This window comes from Ruegeria sp. SCP10, assembly GCF_040329495.1.
Taxonomy (GTDB): Bacteria; Pseudomonadota; Alphaproteobacteria; order Rhodobacterales; family Rhodobacteraceae; genus Ruegeria.
Genome location: NZ_JBDZYF010000018.1, coordinates 1 through 19631, shown reverse-complemented (window position 1 = coordinate 19631; position 19631 = coordinate 1). Strand labels below are relative to the sequence as shown.

Annotated in this window: 20 protein-coding genes; 15 read left to right on the top strand and 5 right to left on the bottom strand. The window is 54.2% G+C overall.

The window, feature by feature from the left end:
- Together ABLN87_RS21035 and ABLN87_RS21030 are read left to right on the top strand one after the other, a co-directional pair.
- Positions 1-1168 (top strand): DNA cytosine methyltransferase (locus ABLN87_RS21035; protein WP_353013974.1); only part of this gene is annotated, 1168 nt, incomplete at its 5' end.
- Positions 1161-1949: an endonuclease gene (locus tag ABLN87_RS21030; RefSeq protein ID WP_353013973.1), complete on the top strand. Its 789-nt coding sequence runs from the start codon at positions 1161-1163 to the stop codon at positions 1947-1949. The genes ABLN87_RS21035 and ABLN87_RS21030, both read left to right, overlap by 8 nt.
- Positions 1950-1965: 16 nt before the next feature.
- On the opposite strand, the gene ABLN87_RS21025 is transcribed toward ABLN87_RS21030, so the two are convergent.
- Complete coding sequence (locus ABLN87_RS21025; RefSeq protein ID WP_353013971.1) at positions 1966-2832, bottom strand: Abi family protein; 867 nt, start codon at positions 2830-2832, stop codon at positions 1966-1968.
- Positions 2833-3163: 331 nt separating this feature from the next.
- On the opposite strand from ABLN87_RS21025, the gene ABLN87_RS21020 reads away from it, so the two are divergent.
- Entirely contained in the window at positions 3164-3553 is a 390-nt protein-coding gene (locus ABLN87_RS21020) for a hypothetical protein (protein ID WP_353013970.1), read from the top strand.
- An 83-nt stretch (positions 3554-3636) separates the two neighbouring features.
- On the opposite strand, the gene ABLN87_RS21015 is transcribed toward ABLN87_RS21020, so the two are convergent.
- From ABLN87_RS21015 to ABLN87_RS21005, 3 genes are all read right to left on the bottom strand, one after another.
- Complete coding sequence (locus ABLN87_RS21015) at positions 3637-4176, bottom strand: recombinase family protein (RefSeq protein ID WP_353013968.1); 540 nt, start codon at positions 4174-4176, stop codon at positions 3637-3639.
- Positions 4177-4449: 273 nt separating this feature from the next.
- Positions 4450-5052, bottom strand: coding sequence for an acyl-homoserine-lactone synthase (locus tag ABLN87_RS21010; protein ID WP_353013966.1), 603 nt, complete (start codon positions 5050-5052; stop codon positions 4450-4452).
- Positions 5053-5112: 60 nt separating this feature from the next.
- On the bottom strand, positions 5113-5886 hold the full coding sequence (locus ABLN87_RS21005) for a LuxR family transcriptional regulator (RefSeq protein ID WP_353013964.1): 774 nt from the start codon (positions 5884-5886) through the stop codon (positions 5113-5115).
- A gap of 142 nt (positions 5887-6028) precedes the next feature.
- Between ABLN87_RS21005 and ABLN87_RS21000 the strand changes: the two genes are divergently transcribed.
- Genes ABLN87_RS21000 through ABLN87_RS20980 form a run of 5 tightly spaced genes read left to right on the top strand, consistent with a single transcriptional unit; the run spans position 6029 to position 11299 of the window.
- The gene (locus ABLN87_RS21000) at positions 6029-6946 is read left to right on the top strand and encodes a hypothetical protein (RefSeq protein WP_353013962.1); all 918 of its coding nucleotides are present in this window, start codon (positions 6029-6031) and stop codon (positions 6944-6946) included.
- Complete coding sequence (locus tag ABLN87_RS20995) at positions 6915-7913, top strand: pyridoxal-phosphate dependent enzyme (RefSeq protein WP_353013960.1); 999 nt, start codon at positions 6915-6917, stop codon at positions 7911-7913. The genes ABLN87_RS21000 and ABLN87_RS20995 overlap by 32 nt, the downstream gene beginning before the upstream one ends.
- Positions 7906-8871 carry an ATP-grasp domain-containing protein gene (locus tag ABLN87_RS20990; protein WP_353013958.1) on the top strand — a complete coding sequence of 322 codons (966 nt, stop codon included), beginning with the start codon at positions 7906-7908 and terminating at the stop codon, positions 8869-8871. Before ABLN87_RS20995 ends, ABLN87_RS20990 begins: the two co-directional genes overlap by 8 nt.
- The gene (locus tag ABLN87_RS20985) at positions 8868-10079 is read left to right on the top strand and encodes an MFS transporter (RefSeq protein WP_353013956.1); all 1212 of its coding nucleotides are present in this window, start codon (positions 8868-8870) and stop codon (positions 10077-10079) included. Before ABLN87_RS20990 ends, ABLN87_RS20985 begins: the two co-directional genes overlap by 4 nt.
- Complete coding sequence (locus ABLN87_RS20980; RefSeq protein WP_353013954.1) at positions 10079-11299, top strand: ATP-grasp domain-containing protein; 1221 nt, start codon at positions 10079-10081, stop codon at positions 11297-11299. The genes ABLN87_RS20985 and ABLN87_RS20980 overlap by 1 nt, the downstream gene beginning before the upstream one ends.
- 17 nt (positions 11300-11316) lie before the next feature.
- Here ABLN87_RS20980 and mobQ read toward each other — a convergent pair whose 3' ends face one another.
- Positions 11317-12606, bottom strand: coding sequence for a MobQ family relaxase (gene mobQ, locus ABLN87_RS20975; protein WP_353013953.1), 1290 nt, complete (start codon positions 12604-12606; stop codon positions 11317-11319).
- Between the two features lie 645 nt (positions 12607-13251).
- Between mobQ and ABLN87_RS20970 the strand changes: the two genes are divergently transcribed.
- The 7 genes from ABLN87_RS20970 to ABLN87_RS20940 form a co-directional block, all read left to right on the top strand.
- Entirely contained in the window at positions 13252-13545 is a 294-nt protein-coding gene (locus ABLN87_RS20970; protein ID WP_353013952.1) for a mobilization protein, read from the top strand.
- A complete protein-coding gene (locus ABLN87_RS20965; protein WP_353013951.1) occupies positions 13542-15245 on the top strand; it encodes a type IV secretory system conjugative DNA transfer family protein in 1704 nt (567 codons plus the stop codon). The genes ABLN87_RS20970 and ABLN87_RS20965 overlap by 4 nt, the downstream gene beginning before the upstream one ends.
- An 18-nt stretch (positions 15246-15263) precedes the next feature.
- A complete protein-coding gene (locus ABLN87_RS20960; RefSeq protein WP_353013950.1) occupies positions 15264-15812 on the top strand; it encodes a hypothetical protein in 549 nt (182 codons plus the stop codon).
- A gap of 228 nt (positions 15813-16040) precedes the next feature.
- Positions 16041-16769: an HNH endonuclease signature motif containing protein gene (locus tag ABLN87_RS20955; RefSeq protein ID WP_353013949.1), complete on the top strand. Its 729-nt coding sequence runs from the start codon at positions 16041-16043 to the stop codon at positions 16767-16769.
- Between the two features lie 466 nt (positions 16770-17235).
- A complete protein-coding gene (locus tag ABLN87_RS20950; protein ID WP_353013948.1) occupies positions 17236-18270 on the top strand; it encodes a replication initiator protein A in 1035 nt (344 codons plus the stop codon).
- Between the two features lie 111 nt (positions 18271-18381).
- Positions 18382-19050: a ParA family protein gene (locus ABLN87_RS20945; protein ID WP_353013947.1), complete on the top strand. Its 669-nt coding sequence runs from the start codon at positions 18382-18384 to the stop codon at positions 19048-19050.
- Between the two features lie 306 nt (positions 19051-19356).
- On the top strand, positions 19357-19631 hold a 275-nt coding region (locus ABLN87_RS20940), incomplete at its 3' end, for a DNA cytosine methyltransferase (protein ID WP_353013945.1).

Sequence of the window (19631 nt, the reverse complement as noted above, 5' to 3'; positions counted from 1 at the left end):
AGAACTCACCGGCGATGAGATTAGGCAACGTGCGGGCCTTGAGGGACAGAAGGTCGACTGCGTATTCGGCGGCGCGCCGTGCCAAGGCTTCTCCCTGATCGGTCACAGGGCACTCGACGATCCCCGCAATCAGCTCGTTCTTGATTTCGTGCGCCTCGTTCACGAGCTCGATGCAGAAAGCTTTGTTTTCGAAAACGTCAAAGGCCTCACGGTTGGCAAGCACAAGGCATTCCTGAAGGAGCTGGTAGGGGCATTTGATCGGGTCGGCTATGAATGTCGTTTGCCTTGGAAGGTGCTCAATGCAGGTCACTACGGCACACCACAATCGCGCGAACGCTTCATCCTCATGGGCATGAAGAAGGGTAGGGCGCTTCCCGACTATCCAGCTCCGACGACCAACATCGCTGGTCGGCCAAAGCTGTATCACGAGCTTGATTTTGGGCCATCTTGCGCTGACGCGATCGGGGATCTTCCCGATGCCGATACGTTTGAGACTTTAAACGCAAGCGATGCAGTTAAGACGAGTCGCTTTGGTGATCCGTCCGACTATGCGGCCGAGCTGCGCGGCCTCAAAAACGACGCCTGGCATTTCGGTTATCTGCGTGAGTGGAATCCTAATGTGCTTACGTCGAGCGCGCGCACTGACCACACCGAGATTTCGCGTCGGCGTTTCCGTCAAACGGAAGAGGGAACTGTCGAGCCTATCAGCCGTTTTTTTAAGCTTCCGCAAGGCGGTGTTTCCAACACGCTTCGCGCCGGAACAGACGGCGCGAGGGGCGCATTCACCAGTCCGCGCCCGATCCACTATCGTCATGCGCGCTGTATCACCGTGCGGGAAATGGCTCGCTTGCACGGCTTCCCCGACTGGTTTCGGTTCAATGCGACCAAATGGCATGGCGCGCGGCAGATCGGCAATGCGGTGCCGCCGCCTTTGGCTAGGGCAATCGCCGCGAAGATGATTGAAGCCCTGAGCATCGAACCTTCCACGCCTGAAGAAACCCTATCTCTTGGCGATCCAAAACTTTTGACGCTCGATCTTTCGCAGGCATCAAGACGCTTTGGTATCACGCCGCCACCTAGCAAACGCGACCGCAAAAGTGGGGCCAGAAAACGTAAGCAGGCAGAGATAGAGGCGGAGATCAACGCGGGTAGGGTTGCGTATGGCTAAATCGCCTAACCGCTATCAAGCAACAATTCAGAAAATCTTCTTTGACCACTTTGAAAATGGCTCGACGGAATTCGAGTTTGACAGAGAGGAGCTTGAAAAAAGCTATGTGGCGCTTGGGTTTCCTCGTATTAAGAACATCGGAGATATTCCGTACTCGTTTCGGTACAGAAATGCCTTGCCCGACAGCATTCTAGAAACTCAGCCAGAGGGATTAGAATGGATCATTGAAGGCGCAGGGAAGGGGCGCTATCGCTTCAGGCTGGTCAAACGTACCAGAATTTCGCCCAGAGATGATCTCGTCTGCACCGACATTCCAGACGCCACACCGGAGCTCATTCGAGCCTACGCACTGGACGACGAGCAAGCACTTTTGGCGATCGTGCGTTATAATCGGCTTATAGATACATTCTTGGGACTCACGACGTACAGCCTGCAAAATCACCTACGAACGACCGTGCAGAACATTGGGCAGATCGAGATCGATGAACTTTACATAGGCTTGGACAAACGAGGGTGTCACTATGTGATTCCGGTCCAAGCGAAAGGCGGTAAAGATCAAATAGGAATCGTTCAAACGAGCCAAGATATCAGGTTCGTACAAGATAGATTTCCAGGCATGCGGTGCCGCGCGATCGCTGCACAGTTTATGCAAGACGAGGTTGTCGCTCTCTTCGAGCTGACCTTGCAGGACGACGAGATCAAGGTTGTTGAGGAGCGACATTACCGGCTTGTTCCGGCTGACCATCTCAACAGGGAAGCAATCCGTAATTATAGAGATTGAATGCGCCTCAGTCGGGCTAAGCCAGCCCCCAGAACGGCTTGTCACGCCAGTTGTCGGGAACACCCATGTTAGCAAGGGGAACGTCCGGGTGTTCTTCTAAAAGGTCGCTCAGGCGCTCAGCCCATGTGTTGTCAGGGGCTACCTGTTCTAGGATAATTTGAATAACGACCATAACGCCGTAAATCTTGGTATTCCCTTGGAATTTGGTTTTGTGCTTCTTCGCAATGGCGGGCTTGATCGTCAGAGTTTTATTCCAAACTCTTTTGTGGTGCGCGCAAAGATTTCGCACATAGGAAATAGAGTGCATCCACGAGCCGAGAGTCTCATGGTTGACCCGCAGCGGATTGCAAACCTCTGTGGTTTCCGACTTGTATAGCCCTTCGAAAATTCGAGAGATCGTGCGGAAAGAAATGGTTTCAAAAACCATCCAGCAGGGAGGCATGTCGGGGTCGTTGTAGGTGTCGTAGTAGTGCTTAATGTGAACGTCCCTTTGGGCTTCCCGCTCGGGCGTTCCGGGGTTGTGGACAATCTGGCGCTTTAGTTCGGTTATCAAGGCCGCATGTTCATATGTTGGTTCGAACAAAGTCGCGTCTTGATACCAGTGTGGGGTGTGGCGCTGCGCGATTGAATTAGACAGCGCAGCCCTGAAAGATACTTCTATGCGCTCAATGGCATCGAGCAGCAAAAGGCGCAGTTTTCGATCAAAAACGTACCTGTCCAGGATCACACCAAACTCTACAGGTGTGCGAAATTCGTGGCGGTCGTAGCCATCCCCGCCTTTTTGAAATGGCAATGTATAGCCGCAAAAACGGTAGTATCCGATTTGATGTAGGTAGTGTTTTGCTTCGTCTTCGTCTTTCACAACGAGGCCACGCTCGATCATTTTGGCGAGCTGGTCGTCTATGCTTAACGCAGGCTTTTCGAACTTCTTTTTAATGGATGATAGCCCCTAGACACAGAAAACCCGCCCAGAGGCGCATCGTTGAGAGGCGGGGCGGGTGTTATTGACCCCTATGTGCCTATCATTCGTTTCGAAATCAATAACCCCCCGTCCAAATCTCACCAATGAGGATTAAAACAACGGAAGACTCCGTTGTTTTAATCCTCATTGGTGAGATTGTCAAGCCCTTGGTAACAACAGGTAAGATACGGTAATATAAGGATTTTTGCTATCATAAAAAAGTATGATATGTTGCAAAAAACAGGTGTGCAACATGACTACTAATATTCCCTATCTTGAAAACCAAATTACTCAACAAATACAAGAAATTGACAGTAAGATCAAAAGCTTACAGTCGGAGAGATTGGCGCTTGAGAGACTACTTTTGCGGGCGCGGCGGGACGAGGCGCAAGCACGGGAACCAATTCGCAGCAACTCCGTGAATCGCGTGCTTGTGGAAAATCGAATCTTAGAAACGCTTCGCCAGTCAAAATCACCTGTGAGTAACCGAGATTTGCTGTGGGCGGCTCGCTCTGCGGTCTTTGATCTGAAAGACTCAACTTTTCGTTCGCACATCAAGCGAATGAAAGATGGTGGGAAGATTGTAGCTAGGGGCAAAAGGTGGGTTTTGCCTGATCAACAGAGCGAGGGTCCAGAAAGCTGATCCCACCCGTTGAGGGGTCGGGGAGGCCAGGTGAGCCGCTTGTTCCCTGAACTGGAATAGTGATGTGACAGACAAAATCTCGATTACACCCGACGCACCGTTCGTTCGCTGACCTTAAACAGCCGAGCGATCTCAGCGACGGCGCGTTGTTCTTCATCACGCATCCGGCGCACTTCGTCTTTCTGTGCTGTTGTCAGGGCAGGGGGCCTGCCGCCGATGCGCCCCCGCCTGCGTGCGGAAGCCAAGCCTTCTCTGGTTCTCTCCGAAATCCGCTCTCGCTCGAACTGGGCGATGGATGCGAAGACATGGAACACAAGACGACCAGCCGGCGTCGTCGTGTCGATGTCTTCCGCAAGTGATCGGAAGCCGGCACCGCGCTCGTAGATCAGCTCCACGATCTCCAGCAAGTCTTTCAGTGACCGCGCCAGGCGGTCGTACTTGGTGACAATGACAACATCGCCGTCGCGGAGTTGCGCTAACATCTTGTCCAGTTCCGGCCGCGCACGCCTCGATCCGCTGATCCTGTCCGCGAACACCTTCTCGGCACCGGCCACTGAAAGAGCGTCGGTCTGTGAATCCAGGCTCTGGTCATCAGTGCTGACGCGGGCATATCCTATGATCATGCCTCACTGTGACAAAAACCTGTCAAAACCGCAAAGGTTTTGCCGGGGGTTTTTGTCATAGCTAAGCGGTTGATCATGGGTAGGGCACGGGATGCGGTCAAAAACGACCGTTTTCGCCGGGAGCAGCTTTTGTGAATGCTTTCTGCGGCAGCAGCTCTGTCACTAGATCAATGGCTTAGCTTAGGCCGTCTAACCGCCGCGAAAGGGGTCCTTTTTGCGGCAGTCAGATGTTCAAGTATGATAACTGTGTCTTACTATAGTGAACGACTCCGCTTAGACTGTCGTCGCTAAGGTTGTTCGGTCCGCAAGATTTTGGATGACCCGCTGTGAGACTTCAAAGATACCTGCCGTTGTCCTTAAGTCATCATATCTCACGACCTTGCCGATGCGATCAAAAATGCAACCGGAACGCTTCAAGATGCGTTCGACGTAAAGATCGTAAACCGAAACGATGTTCTCCATTCCGGCATCTTCTGCGGTCTCGAACAATCCACGTAAAAGTTCCCGTGTCGCGGTATTGATCATGTCTTCGCCGAATTTACGACACGCTCGGGTATCGACGCAAAACCGTGAGCTTTCCCAGATAAGTGGATGGCGTATAACTGCGTTCTTGCCCATCACTTCAGGAAAAACATCGCTCAACATATGAGGCCCAGTGGTTGGCAATAGACGAAGAGATGCGAGGAGTTGGCCTTCTCCATCAGAGACAACGATATAGAGTGGGTCCATATCATCAAAAAAATCAATTTCATGGCCGTCGCGCACCTCAACCCGCCATCCACGTCGTTCCGAAAACTGACGCGCTCTCAACTGATGCATCTGATTGATAAGGCCCTCATTACCGCCTCGGTTGTGAAACGAAATTCGATGGATCATGGTTCTTCTCTTCGCCAACTAACACTGATGAGACAGATTTAGGCCAAGGCGAAGTGTCAGTTAACGACCAATAATTGGGGTATTGATGTCAGCTGCAATTGCACCATGCGCCAAGGCAACCGCAACGGCTTGCGTCTTGTTGGCAACACCCAGCTTGGCGATGACGTTCTTCAGATAGAAGGCCACAGTGTCCTGCGAAAGCTGAAGAATTTGCGCAGTTTCCCAAGCAGTTTTGCCTGCGGCCGCCCATTCAAGTACTTCCGTTTCGCGGTCAGATAGCTTTGGCCGCGAGACGGCGCAATCGCCGACTTGCCCCCTCCTGACCTTCTGATGAAACAAAAAGGCCAGATAGGTGATGTCAGACAGGAACTCTTTCTTGAAAAGATGCCAGCTTTTTTCACGTGCCTCCATGTTGATTGAAAAGAGCCCTGTGATGTTTCTTTCATCTCGAATGGGAATTGTAATCCCGTTGTCCTTGATCCCATGTTCAGACGCCTCGCCGAAAAAATTATGGATGCGTTTTTCCTTTTGATCGATGGTCGACCAATCGACGGGAAGGAAATTCCTCAAGCCGTTCTGCACGACTGGATCGATGCGATGATAGGCTCGTTCATTATATCTTTCGAACCATGATTCCGGATAGCTGGTCTTGATGACAGTTTCCACTTCGCCAGTATCTGTTCTGGCGGCGCGAAAATAGGTGAAATGCTCTATGCCGAAATCACGCCCGATATCACAAAGTCCCGCAAGAATATCGGCTTTGTGGTCGACTATGATCTTTTCCTGGAAAAGATTCGAAATCAGGTGGCGGCTTCCAGAAGCTTCGATGCTCATGAATCCTCCGAACGAATTGCCTACGAGTGAAGACAAAATAACCGTATGGTAGGCCTTAGGTCTTTCTAAACAACAAGTTTTCATAGGACTAGCGAGAAGTCGCCGCTCCGCCCCTTGCGGTAAATACCCCAAAATGGGGGTGATGAAGAAAACAGGAACCGCAGCAACTCTTCTCAGCAAGGATACGGTTAAACTGAGAAGGAGTGCAACGATGAGAGGCAAGCCGAGAACAAGTGCAAGAGTAACGTCGCATTTCGGCGAACTCATTCAGGGGCCGTATCAGCTGGATGGAAGCTGGGAGTACAGTCTCGTCACCTTGCCGTGCCGAGCCCTGTCGACAGAGATGAGCCTTACAGGGTCAAGGTATCATTCGATCGGACCTCGCACGCGGCAGCTGTGGGAAAGCCTACACGAACAGTTTGATCTGCCGCTCGCCTATCGCATCTCCAAAAGGAGCAATATCCCGATCGGGAAAGGTCTTGGCTCATCAACCAGTGATCTTTTTTGCGCGGGACTCCTCTTCGAGAAGGTCTACAGAAAGTTCGCTTCTATGGATCAGCTTTTCACAACATGCACCGGTGGCGAGGTCGCAAGCGACCCCCTGCATCTCGATTTCCCTGCAATCTTCGCGCAGCAAAAGAAGTCCGTGTTAGCGCGAATCAAGACAGTCAACACCAATATCAGTTTCATTGGAACATTCTCCAAAGAAGCCGATCAGATCGAAACGGAGGCGCTTGCGATTCGGAAGTACTCTGAAGATCATGTCAAGGCATACAATGTCAGCAAGGCGCTACTGAGCTACGGGCTTGCCTCTGGTTGCGCTCGCTCCGTCGCACATGCCTGCGCAATTTCCGCCGAGATGAATGCCGATTTCGTCCATTTGAAGGATTTCAAGGAAATCTTCGAAAGGCAGTCCAAGCTAGGTGCTTTTGGGTATGCGATAAGCCATTCAGGACCCGCCATCTCGCTGATGTTCGATGATCCGGAGAAACGAGACAAGGCTCTCCCGAAGCTCAAGGAGGATGGCTATGACGCTTTTGCGTTCGAAGAGCGTGTTTGATCAGATTATTAAGTCAAACCTCCATTGCGATTCTGATGGGCTCGATGGATGGATGCGCTTTGATGTAATGAAATGTATCCCAGCGACCTACATCGTCGAAAAGGCAATTTCGGAAGGTCGTATCAACAGCGACACCGTCGTGATTGAAACGACTTCAGGATCGTTCGGCGTGGGGCTTGCGGAGGTTTGTTGTCGCTATGGGTTGGAGTTGCATCTAGTATCGGACCCAGCGATAGAAGGCGTCGCTGCGATGAAGGCCAGGGCACTCGGCGCGACGGTACACATCGTCCGGGTGCCAGATGCATCGGGTAACTTCCAGAAGGCCCGGCTAGCGAAAGTTCAGGACCTGAAAAAGTCTTATCAGAAGCACTTCATCCCAGAGCAATACGATAATCTCGACAACGTCAAAGCGTATCTGGCTTGTGCCGACCACTACCTCGCGGAGACTGGGTTCGTCCCCGACGTTCTAATTGCCTCAGTCGGATCGGGCGGCTCCTCAAGAGGGCTCTACACCCAGTTCTCCCTCGCCAATTCAGACCTCGCTTTGGTGGGCGTAGACACCCCCAGATCGGTTTTGTTCGGCGATCAGGATGGCAAGAGGGTACTGCGCGGATTAGGCAATTCGGTGACACCGAAGATCTTCTGTCCATCAATTTTCGCCGAAGCGCACTGGGTCAGCTATGACTGTGCAGTCACAGGCGCGCTAAGGCTTTACCGAGAACTTGGGTATTTCTGCGGGCTGACCTCTGGAGGAGTTTACTTGACGCATAAGGCGGTCCGTCGCAGGAACCCGAATGCGCGCATCCTATCCATTTTTCCAGACAACGGGTATCGCTATACGGACGACTTGGTGGATTGCGACGAAGCGTTGTTACCGGAACAATCTACACCGGATGAAATCACGGGATTTCCTAACGGGTCTGCTCACTGGTCATACAGGAAATTGCGGGAGAAAGCCTATGCTTGAGAAAATTACGATTTTTTCAAACAACCTTAACAACCTCGACGAAAACAAGGTGGGCTTTACCAACTATCTCCGGGACATCGGCTGCACGGTTACGATCTGTGATGTTAATACTCTGTGCTACAAGTCCGGAGGGTTCATTGCTCGCGGTAACGAAGTACGTCATGAACTGAACCTCGCTGACGGAATCCCAGCGGACATAAATGTGTACCTTGCAGAGCAGGACGTGATCTGGCTGTTGAACCAGCCCGCGCCCTGTTTCGGGGTTGATGCCTGGTCGCTTCTTTGGGCGCTGAACCAGAAAGTGCCCTTTGTAAACGCTGTGGCAAACACATACCTCACTAACAATAAAGGGTTTCTCGCCGGGATACTGGATGAGGATAGCTTGATTGAGACAGTAGTCTCCTATGACACTGACGATCACCGACAATTTGCTGAGGAGTACAACGTTAGCATCATCAAACCACCTTCGGATGGTTGCGGGAGCCGAGTGTTTCTGGTTGACCCATCCGGTGACAATTTTGGAGTTATTCTTCAGGCGATGTGTGGCGGTTCCTCCGGTTCTCATATCCATGCAGACACAATTACCGGACTGAACCGTACCTACGCCGTGTCGCAAAAATTTATTCCTGGCTCCGAAGCGAGAGTGATCCTTGCTGGTGGGAAGTTTATAGGTGGCTACGCCAAAACTGCGCCGGAGAACGACCATCGTGCAAACTTCGCGCAAGGCGGTGGCTTCCTACGCACCGATTTCTCAGAAAGTGATAGGCTTCGGTACGGAAAGATCGCCCAGAAACTACGCAACATAGGTGTCAACTTCTGTGGCTTAGATGTTCGTGACGGCAAAGTCCTAGAGTTCAACTTAGTCGATCCTGGTGGTCTGCACACGATAAAACGAGAGTTCGGCGAAGACCTTCACGGCGCTGCCTGGGACGCCATTGTCGAAAGCCTTTGCGCATGACAGCCGCCAATGTCACCCCCCGCACCGGCATTACACCGATCGGCTGGGCATACATCGCCCTATCAACGCTGACGCTTCTTTCATTCTGGATGTACCGAGCGAATATCAATTTTTATGTCTACGACAACGGCGGCAACCAGTTCGAAATTTCGCTATTTGAAACTGCGTATTTCCTTCCGTCGATGTTCATCACGTATATCGGCGGTGTGATCGCAGACCGATCAAGAGCATTGCTGAGATGGCTTACCCTGTTTGCCACACTGAATCTGGTGCTGCTCGCAGGTGTCGCAGTTATGACCTATGTTAGTGCGTTTCCCTTTCTAGGTCTGCTCTCTGCAACGGTCGCGCTTGGAGTTATTGGCTCTCTGAGGAACCCACCGGCGGCAGTCTTTGTGCGCATGATCTCACCAAAACCAGTGATTGCGCAGATGAACGCTCTCCTCTCCGCCGGGTTCAACGTGGCGCGTATCGCCGGGCCGCTCGTGGTAGGTGTGCTGGCGGTATCTTTCACGACAGAAGACATCTTCATTGTCATACCTATGATCTGCATACCACTCGTCTTATTTTTCATTATTATTCAAGGGCGAGTGGGTTCCATATCCAACAAAACGAATGCCGGGAATGATGATTTAGGCGCCACGCCCGTCAGCGCTTTAGGCTTGGCGCGATCTTATAATCTTTTCCTCAGTGCTATCGTAGTTTTCTTTTTGTCGTCTAATCTCTTATGGACAACGCTTCCTTTCGAAATTGAAGAATCATTTGGGAAATCGCAGGAGCTTTTTTCCTATGCCTATGCTGTTTTCGGGGTCGGAGCAATTCTTGGGTCTGTCGCGCAACCGATTGTCTACCGTCGGTATGGTGTGCGATGGTGTTTTTCTAGTGGAGCACTGCTCTATGGCATTTATTTCTTCGTAGCGCTGACGATGGATGGGTGGCCAGTGTTCTGTTCTATTGCCGCCGCCGGAGCGGGTATGGGCATCTTCTATTCTTCAATCAACACTCACGTCTTGATGTCGCCAAATCCGGCTAACCATGGACGACTACTGGCGCTGTCGATCATGCTGACAAACGGCTTTCTTGCCATTGGCAGCGTAACCCTGTCGTCAGTTGCGACCTGGGGGTCGGACAAGTTAGCCTATGCTGTTTGTATTATTCTTTTGCTCATCGTGACTCCCGCCATAAGCCTTAAAATCAAACAGGAAATCTGATGCTTTATATTCTTGATACAACATCAACCGGCTCCGGTCTCGACTGCTATTTCGACTTGGCAGTCAAAGATAAGGCGGTACTGGTGACCGACTCTATTGAAAAGTACGCCAAAGACATAAACAGAGCTCGGCTGGGAGAGGTTCGTGTGATCTCACATCGTGATTTCAATGACGCACTTGAAACCGGAAACTGGCAGTACGGCGCTCCCCAATGCATAATGTCGAATTCCGACGCTTATCTGTTGCTGGCAGCCGAAGCATCTCGTCGTCTAGGTCTACCTAGCCCTGCTCCAGAAGATCTCGATTTCTTTATGAACAAAGGCGATATGCGACGCGCTATGACAGATGCTGGTTTACCCACTCCAAAGGTCCACGCCGTAACCAACGCATGTGATGCGCTTAGTTACAAGGACTCCTTTCCAGTCGTCGCCAAACCAGCCAAGGGCACAGGAAGCATTGGAGTAAAGCTGTGTCGAGATGCAAGAGAACTTGCTGAATGGAGTACGGAAGCGGCATCGGTTAACGATCGTAACGCCGGATTCTTGTTGGAGGAATTTATCCCAGGCCCACTTTACTCGATGGAACTAATCCATCGGGGTGAGGGCGACCTAGTGTTACTAGGCCATACGAACCGAGCCCTAGGACCGCCGCCTTATTTCGTTGAAACGTCTTACACATTTCCGGTTCAGGTGCCTGCGGATGTGAGCCAGGCCGTTCTTCGCCAAGTCCGGGTGCTTTGCGGCGACATCCAAAGCGCAATGATGCTGCACGTTGAATATGTCGTCGATCTGAAAACTGGCGCCCCAAAGCTTATCGAAATCAATCCTCGGGTTGCTGGGGGCATGCTCTCACGCATGATTAGCCTTTCTCTTGGAGAGAGTATCTTTGTGATCTGCTCTAAGGCCTGGATGCAAACACCACCAGAAAGCATAACAAATACCTACTCCAGCGGATACTTCCACACTTGGAAGTACGCCGATCGAGACGGAGAAATCGTTGAGATGAGAATGCCTCACGCGATGCAAGGATCAAGTTACGTCATCGACTATTTCGCTAGTAAAGAGGTAGGAGATCAGGTTACGCCATCTATGGATTTCCGCGGCGAGATATTGAGCCTTCTCGTTGGTGCAAAAAACAGCCAACTCGCGGCAGATGTTGGGCGCAACATTATAGATAGCTCAGAAATCCGTATTCGGGAGAAGAATGCAACATCAGTTTGAACCTGTCGTGGTTTGCTTCAGAAGCCATGCGTCGGTCCCCGATCAATCTCGCGATCCTTCTCAACTTCCTGATCCTTCTCCTGGTCGCGGTCATCCTCAATCTCCAGCTTTTCGCGCGGCTTGTTCAGCACGTCCTTCAGGCGCTCGTTCACGGACGGCTTGCGATCTTCGCGCCCGGCCGCCTCGCCAAGCTCCGGGTCACTGTGACCGTCCAGCTTGTGAACCGCCGCCTGACCGTCCCGGCCCGCATCTTTCTCCATGATCGCCTTCAGGCGCTCCCGCGCGTAGTTGCGGCGGTCCGGCTTCGGCGCACCCACCCGGTCCTCTGACCGACCGACAACCCGCGCCAGCCGTTCCCGGAAATCCTCCCCCGGCCGTCCGGCCTCGCGGTCCTTTGTCGCCGCTGCCCTGAGTGCTGCCAGACCGGCGGAGACACGTCCCTGCCCTGCCTCCCGCCCGGCCCCGTAGGTCTCGCGCGCGATGTCCAGCCGCTCGCGCATCTCGCGGAACGCGGCGCGGGCCTGCCGCGCGGCGTGGACCACGGCCCCGCGCTCCGTGACCGGGACATATTCCCGGCCCTCGCGCTCCGCTGCCGCCTTCTCGCGCCGCTCCATGGAGTTCGCCGCTGGCCCCAGCTTCAGCTCCGGGTCGCGATCCAGCTCCTCGGCAGAAAGGGCGTCACCCCGCTCCAGCGCCGCCTCGCGCTGCGCTTCGAGCGACCGGTGATCGACACGCTCCACCTCCCCCACCCGTTCAAGCGCGTGGTTCTGCAATTCAGCCCAGACACCGCGCATCTGCTCAATCTCGACACCTCCGGTCTTTGCGGAATCAAGTACGCGCGTCTTGGTAGTGAACCCCTCCGGCTCCAACTTCCGGGTGGTGGTCAGAACATGAGCATGATGATTGCGCTGATCCCCTTCACGATGCGGCGCGTGGATCGCCACATCCACCGCCACGCCGTAGCGGCTGACCAGCTCCTCGGCAAACTGGCGGGTGATCTGCGACCGATCTTCGGCGCTGATCTCGGAGGGCAACGCAAGTTCCCATTCGCGGGCGGTAACGGAATTGCGCCGGGTCTCGCTCTCCTCGGCGGCATTCCAGAGCGATGACCGATCTTGCGCCCAGGACGGGGCATTCTCGGGCGTCAGAATGAAGGTCTCTGCGATGCCACGCTTGGCGGTGTAATCATGCAGCCGTCCCTCGCGCTGGCACTCGATACGCTCGCCCGCACGGTACGCCGCCGCCGCGGTCGAAGATCGTCCCGCGCTGCGCTTGATCGTCTTTACGGAGAGGTGGTAGCTGGCCATGCCCCTACCCCGCTCCGTGATGCGAAGAATGCTGACGCGCGCCGCTACTGACCCAGGCCCATGTTCCGGCATGGTCCAGCGGGCCAGTAGCCTTTTTCCCGCAGGCCCGCCCCCCATAAGGCTGGGGTCGGAGGGAAAAAGACAGCCCGTCCGAAGCGAACCTTTGGCTCTCTGAGGCGCGGGCTTGCCGGTAGTCTGTCCCCAAATCCCCAGCCTTATGGTGGGCGGGATTTGGGGACAGACTACTGGCGGTTTGCCTCGCGCAAACCCGGTGGAGATCAGGGACAACACCCCCACAGATCGACGCTCCCCGGAAGGACAGAGCCAAAAACAGACCGGCCCCCACCGTGGGGCATCGGTCGGGATTTTGGGGCTGTCGTTCCGGACGCGATCCAACCGCGCAGGTTGGCATGGGATGGTTTGGAAGGGGCAGCGCGCCCTTCCATATCGATGCGCCTCGCATCGAAGGGGATGGCCATCGGCCGGGGCTTTGCCCCAGAGAGATCGCACGCAAATCTTGGAGCCACAGGCGGAGAGTTTGCATAAGTGCGCCCTTGTCCTTTACAGGCCTACGGGTACGCGCTATGGACGAGTTTATCAATACATGATTCAACTCTAGATTATTTTCTCAACAAGAGCAGTGATATGGCAGAGACAGAACTCGAACGCGCCGAGAAACGATTTGCCCAGGCCAAGGCCCGCCTTCAGGCCGTGCGCAACCGTGAAGCCACCAGACAACGCAAGCTGGATACACGGCGCAAGGTGATCCTGGGCGGGGCGCTCATGGATCTGGCCGAACGGGATGCAAGTGCTGCGGCAATGATGGAACGGTTGATCCGGAACCTCTCGCGGGACCAGGACCGCAAAGCCTTTGCAGATCCCGATACCCCCTCCCCGGCTCCGGCATCCGATTCAGAACAACCGAATGGTGATCGATGAGCTGGGCATTCACGGCGTTTCGCCTTCTGGTCGGTATCGGGCTGATCGTATGGACGGCTCCGTTCGTACTGTTTATCGCCGCCGTCTATCTCCTTATTGCCACTTTGATCGGGACAGTCGTTCTGGCTCTCATCCGGCATTATGGTCTGCACGTGCCGATCTCGGGTGGCCCCACCACCTTCCTCGATTGGGTTGCCAACATCGTGGTCTACGGCTCGGCCTGGTGCACGGCAGTAACACTCCTGATCGTGAACACCGGCATCGGCCTCTGGTCCCCCCGCAAGGCCGACGACAGCCATGGTTCGGCCCGGTTCGCCGACCGGAAAGACTTGGCCGATCTGGAAGCCTCTGACGGACTTCTGATCGGTCGCAACCCCCATACCGGCCGACTTTTGCGCTACGAGGGTCCCGCGCATCTGCTGACCCTTGCGCCGACCCGGGCGGGCAAGGGCGTGGGTACCGTCATCCCGAACCTGCTTATGGCGGAGCGCCCGGTCCTGGTCATTGACCCCAAAGGTGAGAACGCACGGATTACGGGCGACGCCCGGCGACGGTTCGGGCCCGTTCATGTCCTCGACCCGTTTGAAGTCACGGGTGTGACATCGGCGGCGTACAATCCATTGGACCGGTTGTCTCCGGACAGCCTTGATCTTGGAGAAGATGCCGCCTCGCTTGCCGACGCGCTGGTCATGGACCCGCCGGACCAGGTATCGGAGGCGCACTGGAACGAAGAGGCCAAGGCCATCCTCGGCGGGCTGATCATGTTCTGCGTCTGCCATGAGGAGCCGGGCCGCCGGTCTCTCGCCACAGTGCGGGAATATCTCACCCTGCCCCCGGATCGGTTGCGCGCGCTGCTGGAGCTGATGCAGGAGAGCGAGGCGGCGCATGGTCTGATCGCCCGCGCCGCCAACAGGTTCCTGGGCAAGGCAGACCGGGAAGCGGCCTCTGTCCTGTCCAACGCACAGCGCCACACCCATTTCCTCGACAGTCCACGGATTGCAAAATGCATGGCGCGCTCGGATTTCCATTTCTCCGAGCTGCGCCACGGAATTACATCGGTGTTTCTGGTGCTGCCGCCCAACCGACTTGACGCCTATAGCCGCTGGCTGCGCCTCCTCGTCTCACAGGCGCTTCAGGACATCGCTCGGGACGCTGAGGCGGCACAGACACCCGGAGTGGCCCTGAGCGCCGCTCAGGGCGTCTCTGAGACCCCGCAGTCGGGCAAACGGGCCTTGCCCCCTGCCCTCTTCCTGCTGGACGAGTTTGCGGCCCTTGGCCGTCTGGAAGCTGTCGAACGCGCCATGGGGCTGATGGCGGGCTATGGGCTGCAGCTCTGGCCGATCCTGCAGGACATGAGCCAGCTCAACGCGCTCTACGGAAAACGCGCGGGTACTTTTGTCGCCAATGCCGGAGTGCAGCAGGTGTTCGGGGTGAACGATCTGGAAACGGCACAATGGTTGAGCAAGATGATTGGCCAGGAAACCACGGGCTATCAGACACAGAGCTACAAACCGGGGGACGCGCTCTCGATGACGCAGAACGTCACCGGCCGCGATCTGCTCACCCCGGATGAAATCATGCAGGTCCATCCGGACAACCAGCTCCTGCGTGTCCAGGGCAGGCCCACGGCCATTGCCCGCAAACTGCGCTATTACGCCGATCCCGAGTTCAAAGGGCTGTTCCAGCCGCATGACCAATAGCGAGAAAGACAATCGAGCATGTCAGATCAAATCTCCTCCCCTGCCCTCACGGACGAAGAGCTGCGCGAAACCCTCGATATGGTAGGCACCGTGCTGGCTAGTGTGTCTGATCGCGTGGATGATCAGACACGGGTGCTCGACCGGGTGTACAAGACGGCGACAGAGGCGCGACAGGCAGCCTTCGCGGCACAGAACCAGACCGATCCGGAGCACTATGGGGATCTGGTTGGGCATGCGATCAATGCCCGTGTTCGTGGGCCGCTGGAAGCGATGTCCCAGGTTGCCGATGCTCTTGGAGCACAAAGCAGACACACGGACGCAGTTCTCAAAAAGGCTGAACAGGACAAATGGGACGTCTTCAAAGACATTCGGGAACAGGAAAGAAAGATCGAGCGCTTCAAGACCTGCCTGCCCTGGTTTGGTCTGGGCGCTGTTGTTCTGGCTCTTGCGCTGGCGGTGATGCTTCCTCGTTTCTCAGCAATCAACAGCACCACATGTGCTGTCTTTGGTGGGGCTTGGGTTCAGACTACCGTCGAAAACTACGCCTGCGTTCATTATCAGGATTGAGGGTGTGTAGATGTGGAACGCCGTTGGTTCCTGACTCTTAACAGCGCGCGGCGTCACGCATTGCTGGCCCAAACGGCAAGCATTTCCGACCAGTGCGGCCCATGTGCGCCGTCGGGAAATGGGGCTGAAGCCACGTCTTTAACCGAAGGAGAAAAACAACCATATTCATGTCAGGGTGGCTAGTCTCGGATAGCTGCACAGAAGCTTTTTTGTTGGGTGCTTGGGACGATGCAAGATATTGATTTTGTAATAGAACTACTAAAGTCGGACTACCGGACACACCTTCCGAACGAAAATCCATACCCGGATTTGGAGGAACTGATTGCTCGTACCGATTTCGATTTTCCAACAGGTCAAGTGGAAGGCCAACGAGAGAATGGAGCGTTCAACCGAGACGAAATCAGTTACCTGTTTTTTCCAGACAGCGACAAGCGAATTCTCGTACACCGTTTCATCGTCGCGGTCGCACTCGGGAAGTGGCCCCCGAGAGATCTGGATGTTCATCACCTCAACGACAAGCCTGATGACAACAGACCAACGAACCTCGAACTTGTTACCCGAAGGTACAACAACGCGGTACGCAGAGCGCCGCTCAAAAAGGTCGCTGACTTAACAAAAGCTAACAGGTGGGTCAGCGAGATATCCAAAGTCGAGAAGCAAGCACCGAAACAGGCAGCAAAAAAACCGAAACCAACCATTCTCTCGCCGGATTCCCCTATCGAAGCTTTTGCCCGTGTACCTGAAAAGGACATCACGTCTGTTGGAATACCCCAGTCAAACCAGCACCTGAGTTACTTTGTAAACAAAAGGGTGCCATCGATAGAGGAAGTCCTCAGAAGATACTACACGGTTCCCGACGACGTATCCTGGACGGGCAGGCGCAAGGGTGTTGAAGACTGCTACTGGGAAGCGACCACGGGGATTTGGTACTACGTTGACCCTCGCAATGCCCCCTGATCACGCTGGATTAACGCTCGCGCTAAGGTATTGCCTGAAATTGGATGGCCTGTCTTGGGCATACTAGTTTTTTATAGCAGCTCGTTACACCGACCCGGCTTTTTGGCCTTGCGTCGTCGTTGATCTGCAGCTCGATGACAATTTCATTGCAAAAGGAGTTGGCGGCTAGGTGCGCCATCCGATGTTGAGCGTTCGCCCTGTCCTGGTCGTACTGTGACGGTTGGGTCAGGTTCGTGTGACGTTCAACAGTAGAAGTTACCCACAGATCCCTGTCAGCCAAGTGGGTGTTATATATGTGTTAGATTCTGTGTTACGTGTGCCTAAATTCCAGGTAGAAGTTTGAAAAGTAAGTACTTATTCAGACACCTGGTAACTGATAACACGAATCTTGGTAACTAAAATCCTACCTTCGGTAACTGATAACACGAATCTTGACTATGGTAACTAAAACCACGAATGTCGACTTATGGTAACTGATAACACGAATGCTCTCGCTCCGCTCCTGCCGGATCGTCATCCGCAGCATGATCTGTTCATCTGTGATGTCGCCGACGCTGTCCTGAAGGATGTGATGCAGCACATGGAGCATCCGTTCTATTCACTTTCGAAGAAACCGGAGACATCGGTCAAGCGTTATGAGAACGGCGACAAGTGGCTGCAGATCACGCCGAGCGTAAAGGGTCTAGCGACGATCTATGACAAAGACATTCTGATCTACTGTATCAGTCAGATCATGGCTAAGCTAAAGGAAGGCGAAGCTGTCTCGCCCCGTGTGCGGATCAACTCCAGAGAGCTGCTTATTTTCACTAACCGAGGCACAAGCGGTCGGGAGTACCAGTCCCTGCTCGATGCTCTTGATCGCCTCGAAGGAACGCGAATCAGGACGAACATCGTTACCGGTGACGAAGAGCAAGTTGATGGCTTTGGTCTGATTGACGCCTCTTCAATTCGTAGGAAACATGGCCTTGATGGCCGTCTTCTGTGGTGCGAAGTGAAGCTGTCTGATTGGGTTTTTAACGCAATCCGCAATGAAGAGGTTCTGACCCTCCACCGGGATTATTTCCGCCTGAGGAAACCCATTGAAAGACGGGTGTACGAGATCGCCCGAAAGCATTGTGGCCAGCAGAAAAGTTGGCGCATTACGTTGGCAAAGCTTCTTCTCAAGACAGGGTCTCAAAGCCCTCAGAAGCGGTTTCGTCAAATGATCCGGCAACTCGCGGAACACGATCACCTTCCTGACTATCATGTTGATTTTGACGACGAAGCCGACATGGTGATCTTCAACAACCGGGGTACGATGTCTCCTGCCCAGCTTGTTGAGGGCAATATTCCACCACTGCAATCTGACACCTACGAGGAAGCGCGTCATGTAGCGCCCGGTTGGGATGTTCATTTCCTGGAGCGGGAGTGGCGCGACTGGTGTGTTGAGCCACCCCGCAACGCTGATCGCGCTTTCATCGGCTTCTGCCGTAAGTGGTTTGAGAGGCGAGGCAGGCCTTGAGATTAAAAACCGGTTACGGAAATAAAACCGGTAAGAGATTTATTTCCGGTCTTGGATTTATTTCAGGTATAAGATATAAATCCGGTAATAATAAAGCGGCAGGATCGAGTAATGCCCGTCATCGTTATGGCAAGCCCCAAAGGTGGGGTTGGTAAATCAACATGCGCCGTTCTTCTGGCGTCTGAATTCGCTCGTATGGGTGCGGATGTCACGGTGCTTGACTGCGACCCAAACAAGTCTCTTACCCGGTGGGCATCGCATGGCGCGCCTTCCGGCGTGACCTTAAAGAGCGATGTTGGTCGCTCTGAGATCGTTCCGACTATTCGGAGCGCGGATGGTGACGGCAAGATTGTCATTGTGGATCTGGAGGGTGTTGCATCCCAGCTCGTCAGTCGCGCGATTTCCCAGGCGGATCTGGTGATCGTCCCGATGCAGCCGACTGCGCTTGATGCAGAGATTGGCTCCGAAGCGCTGGCGTTGGTTCGCGAAGAAGAAGAAGCACTCGGGCGCTCAATCCAGCACGCCGTTGTTCTGACTAAGACCAGTGCAGCCGTCAAAAGCCGCGTCCAGAAGGAGCTGGAAGAACAGCTCAGTGGAGCAGGGATCGACGTAATCGAGCCGTCCCTGGTAGCGCGTGCGGCATTTTCGGAACTGTTTGCCTATGGAAGCGATCTGACTGCTATGATGAATGACCCCGAGATGATCACGGGGGGCAAGGTGGATAAAGCGTTGGCGAATGCGAAGGCTTTTATGGAGGCAGTGTATGAGCGGCTCAAATAGACTTGCTGGACTTAAGGCGCGTCCTAAAGACACGACCGTTGAGGAAGTTCGCCGTGTCGACGAAGTTGGAGAAGCGCGGGGATTTCTCGACAGAACACCTCGCAAGAAGCCTGGTCGTAAGCCCAGCCCGAGGACTTATCAGTTGCACCCAAAGGTTTTCCCAAAGATCGGTGAATCCATAGCAGCTGAGGCCGAAAGGCTCGGTGTCACACAGGGTCAGTTTATCGAGATGTTGTGGGAAAAATATGAAGGATCGCATTAGCCAAAAGGTGTGATGCTAAGCCGATGTTAGGAAAGAAGAGCGTAATGCGACCAATCGGAATTGATCTTTTCGCAGGGGCAGGGGGACTAAGCTTAGGCTTCGAGCAAGCAGGCTTTGATGTGAAAGCTGCGATCGAGGTCGATCCTGTGCATTGTGCCGTCCACGAATTCAACTTCCCCGAAACAACTGTGATTCCTGCCTCGGTTACAGAACTCACCGGCGATGAGATTAGGCAACGTGCGGGCCTTGAGGGACAGAAGGTCGACTGCGTATTCGGCGGCGCGCCGTGCCAAGGCTTCTCCCTGATCGGTCACAGGGC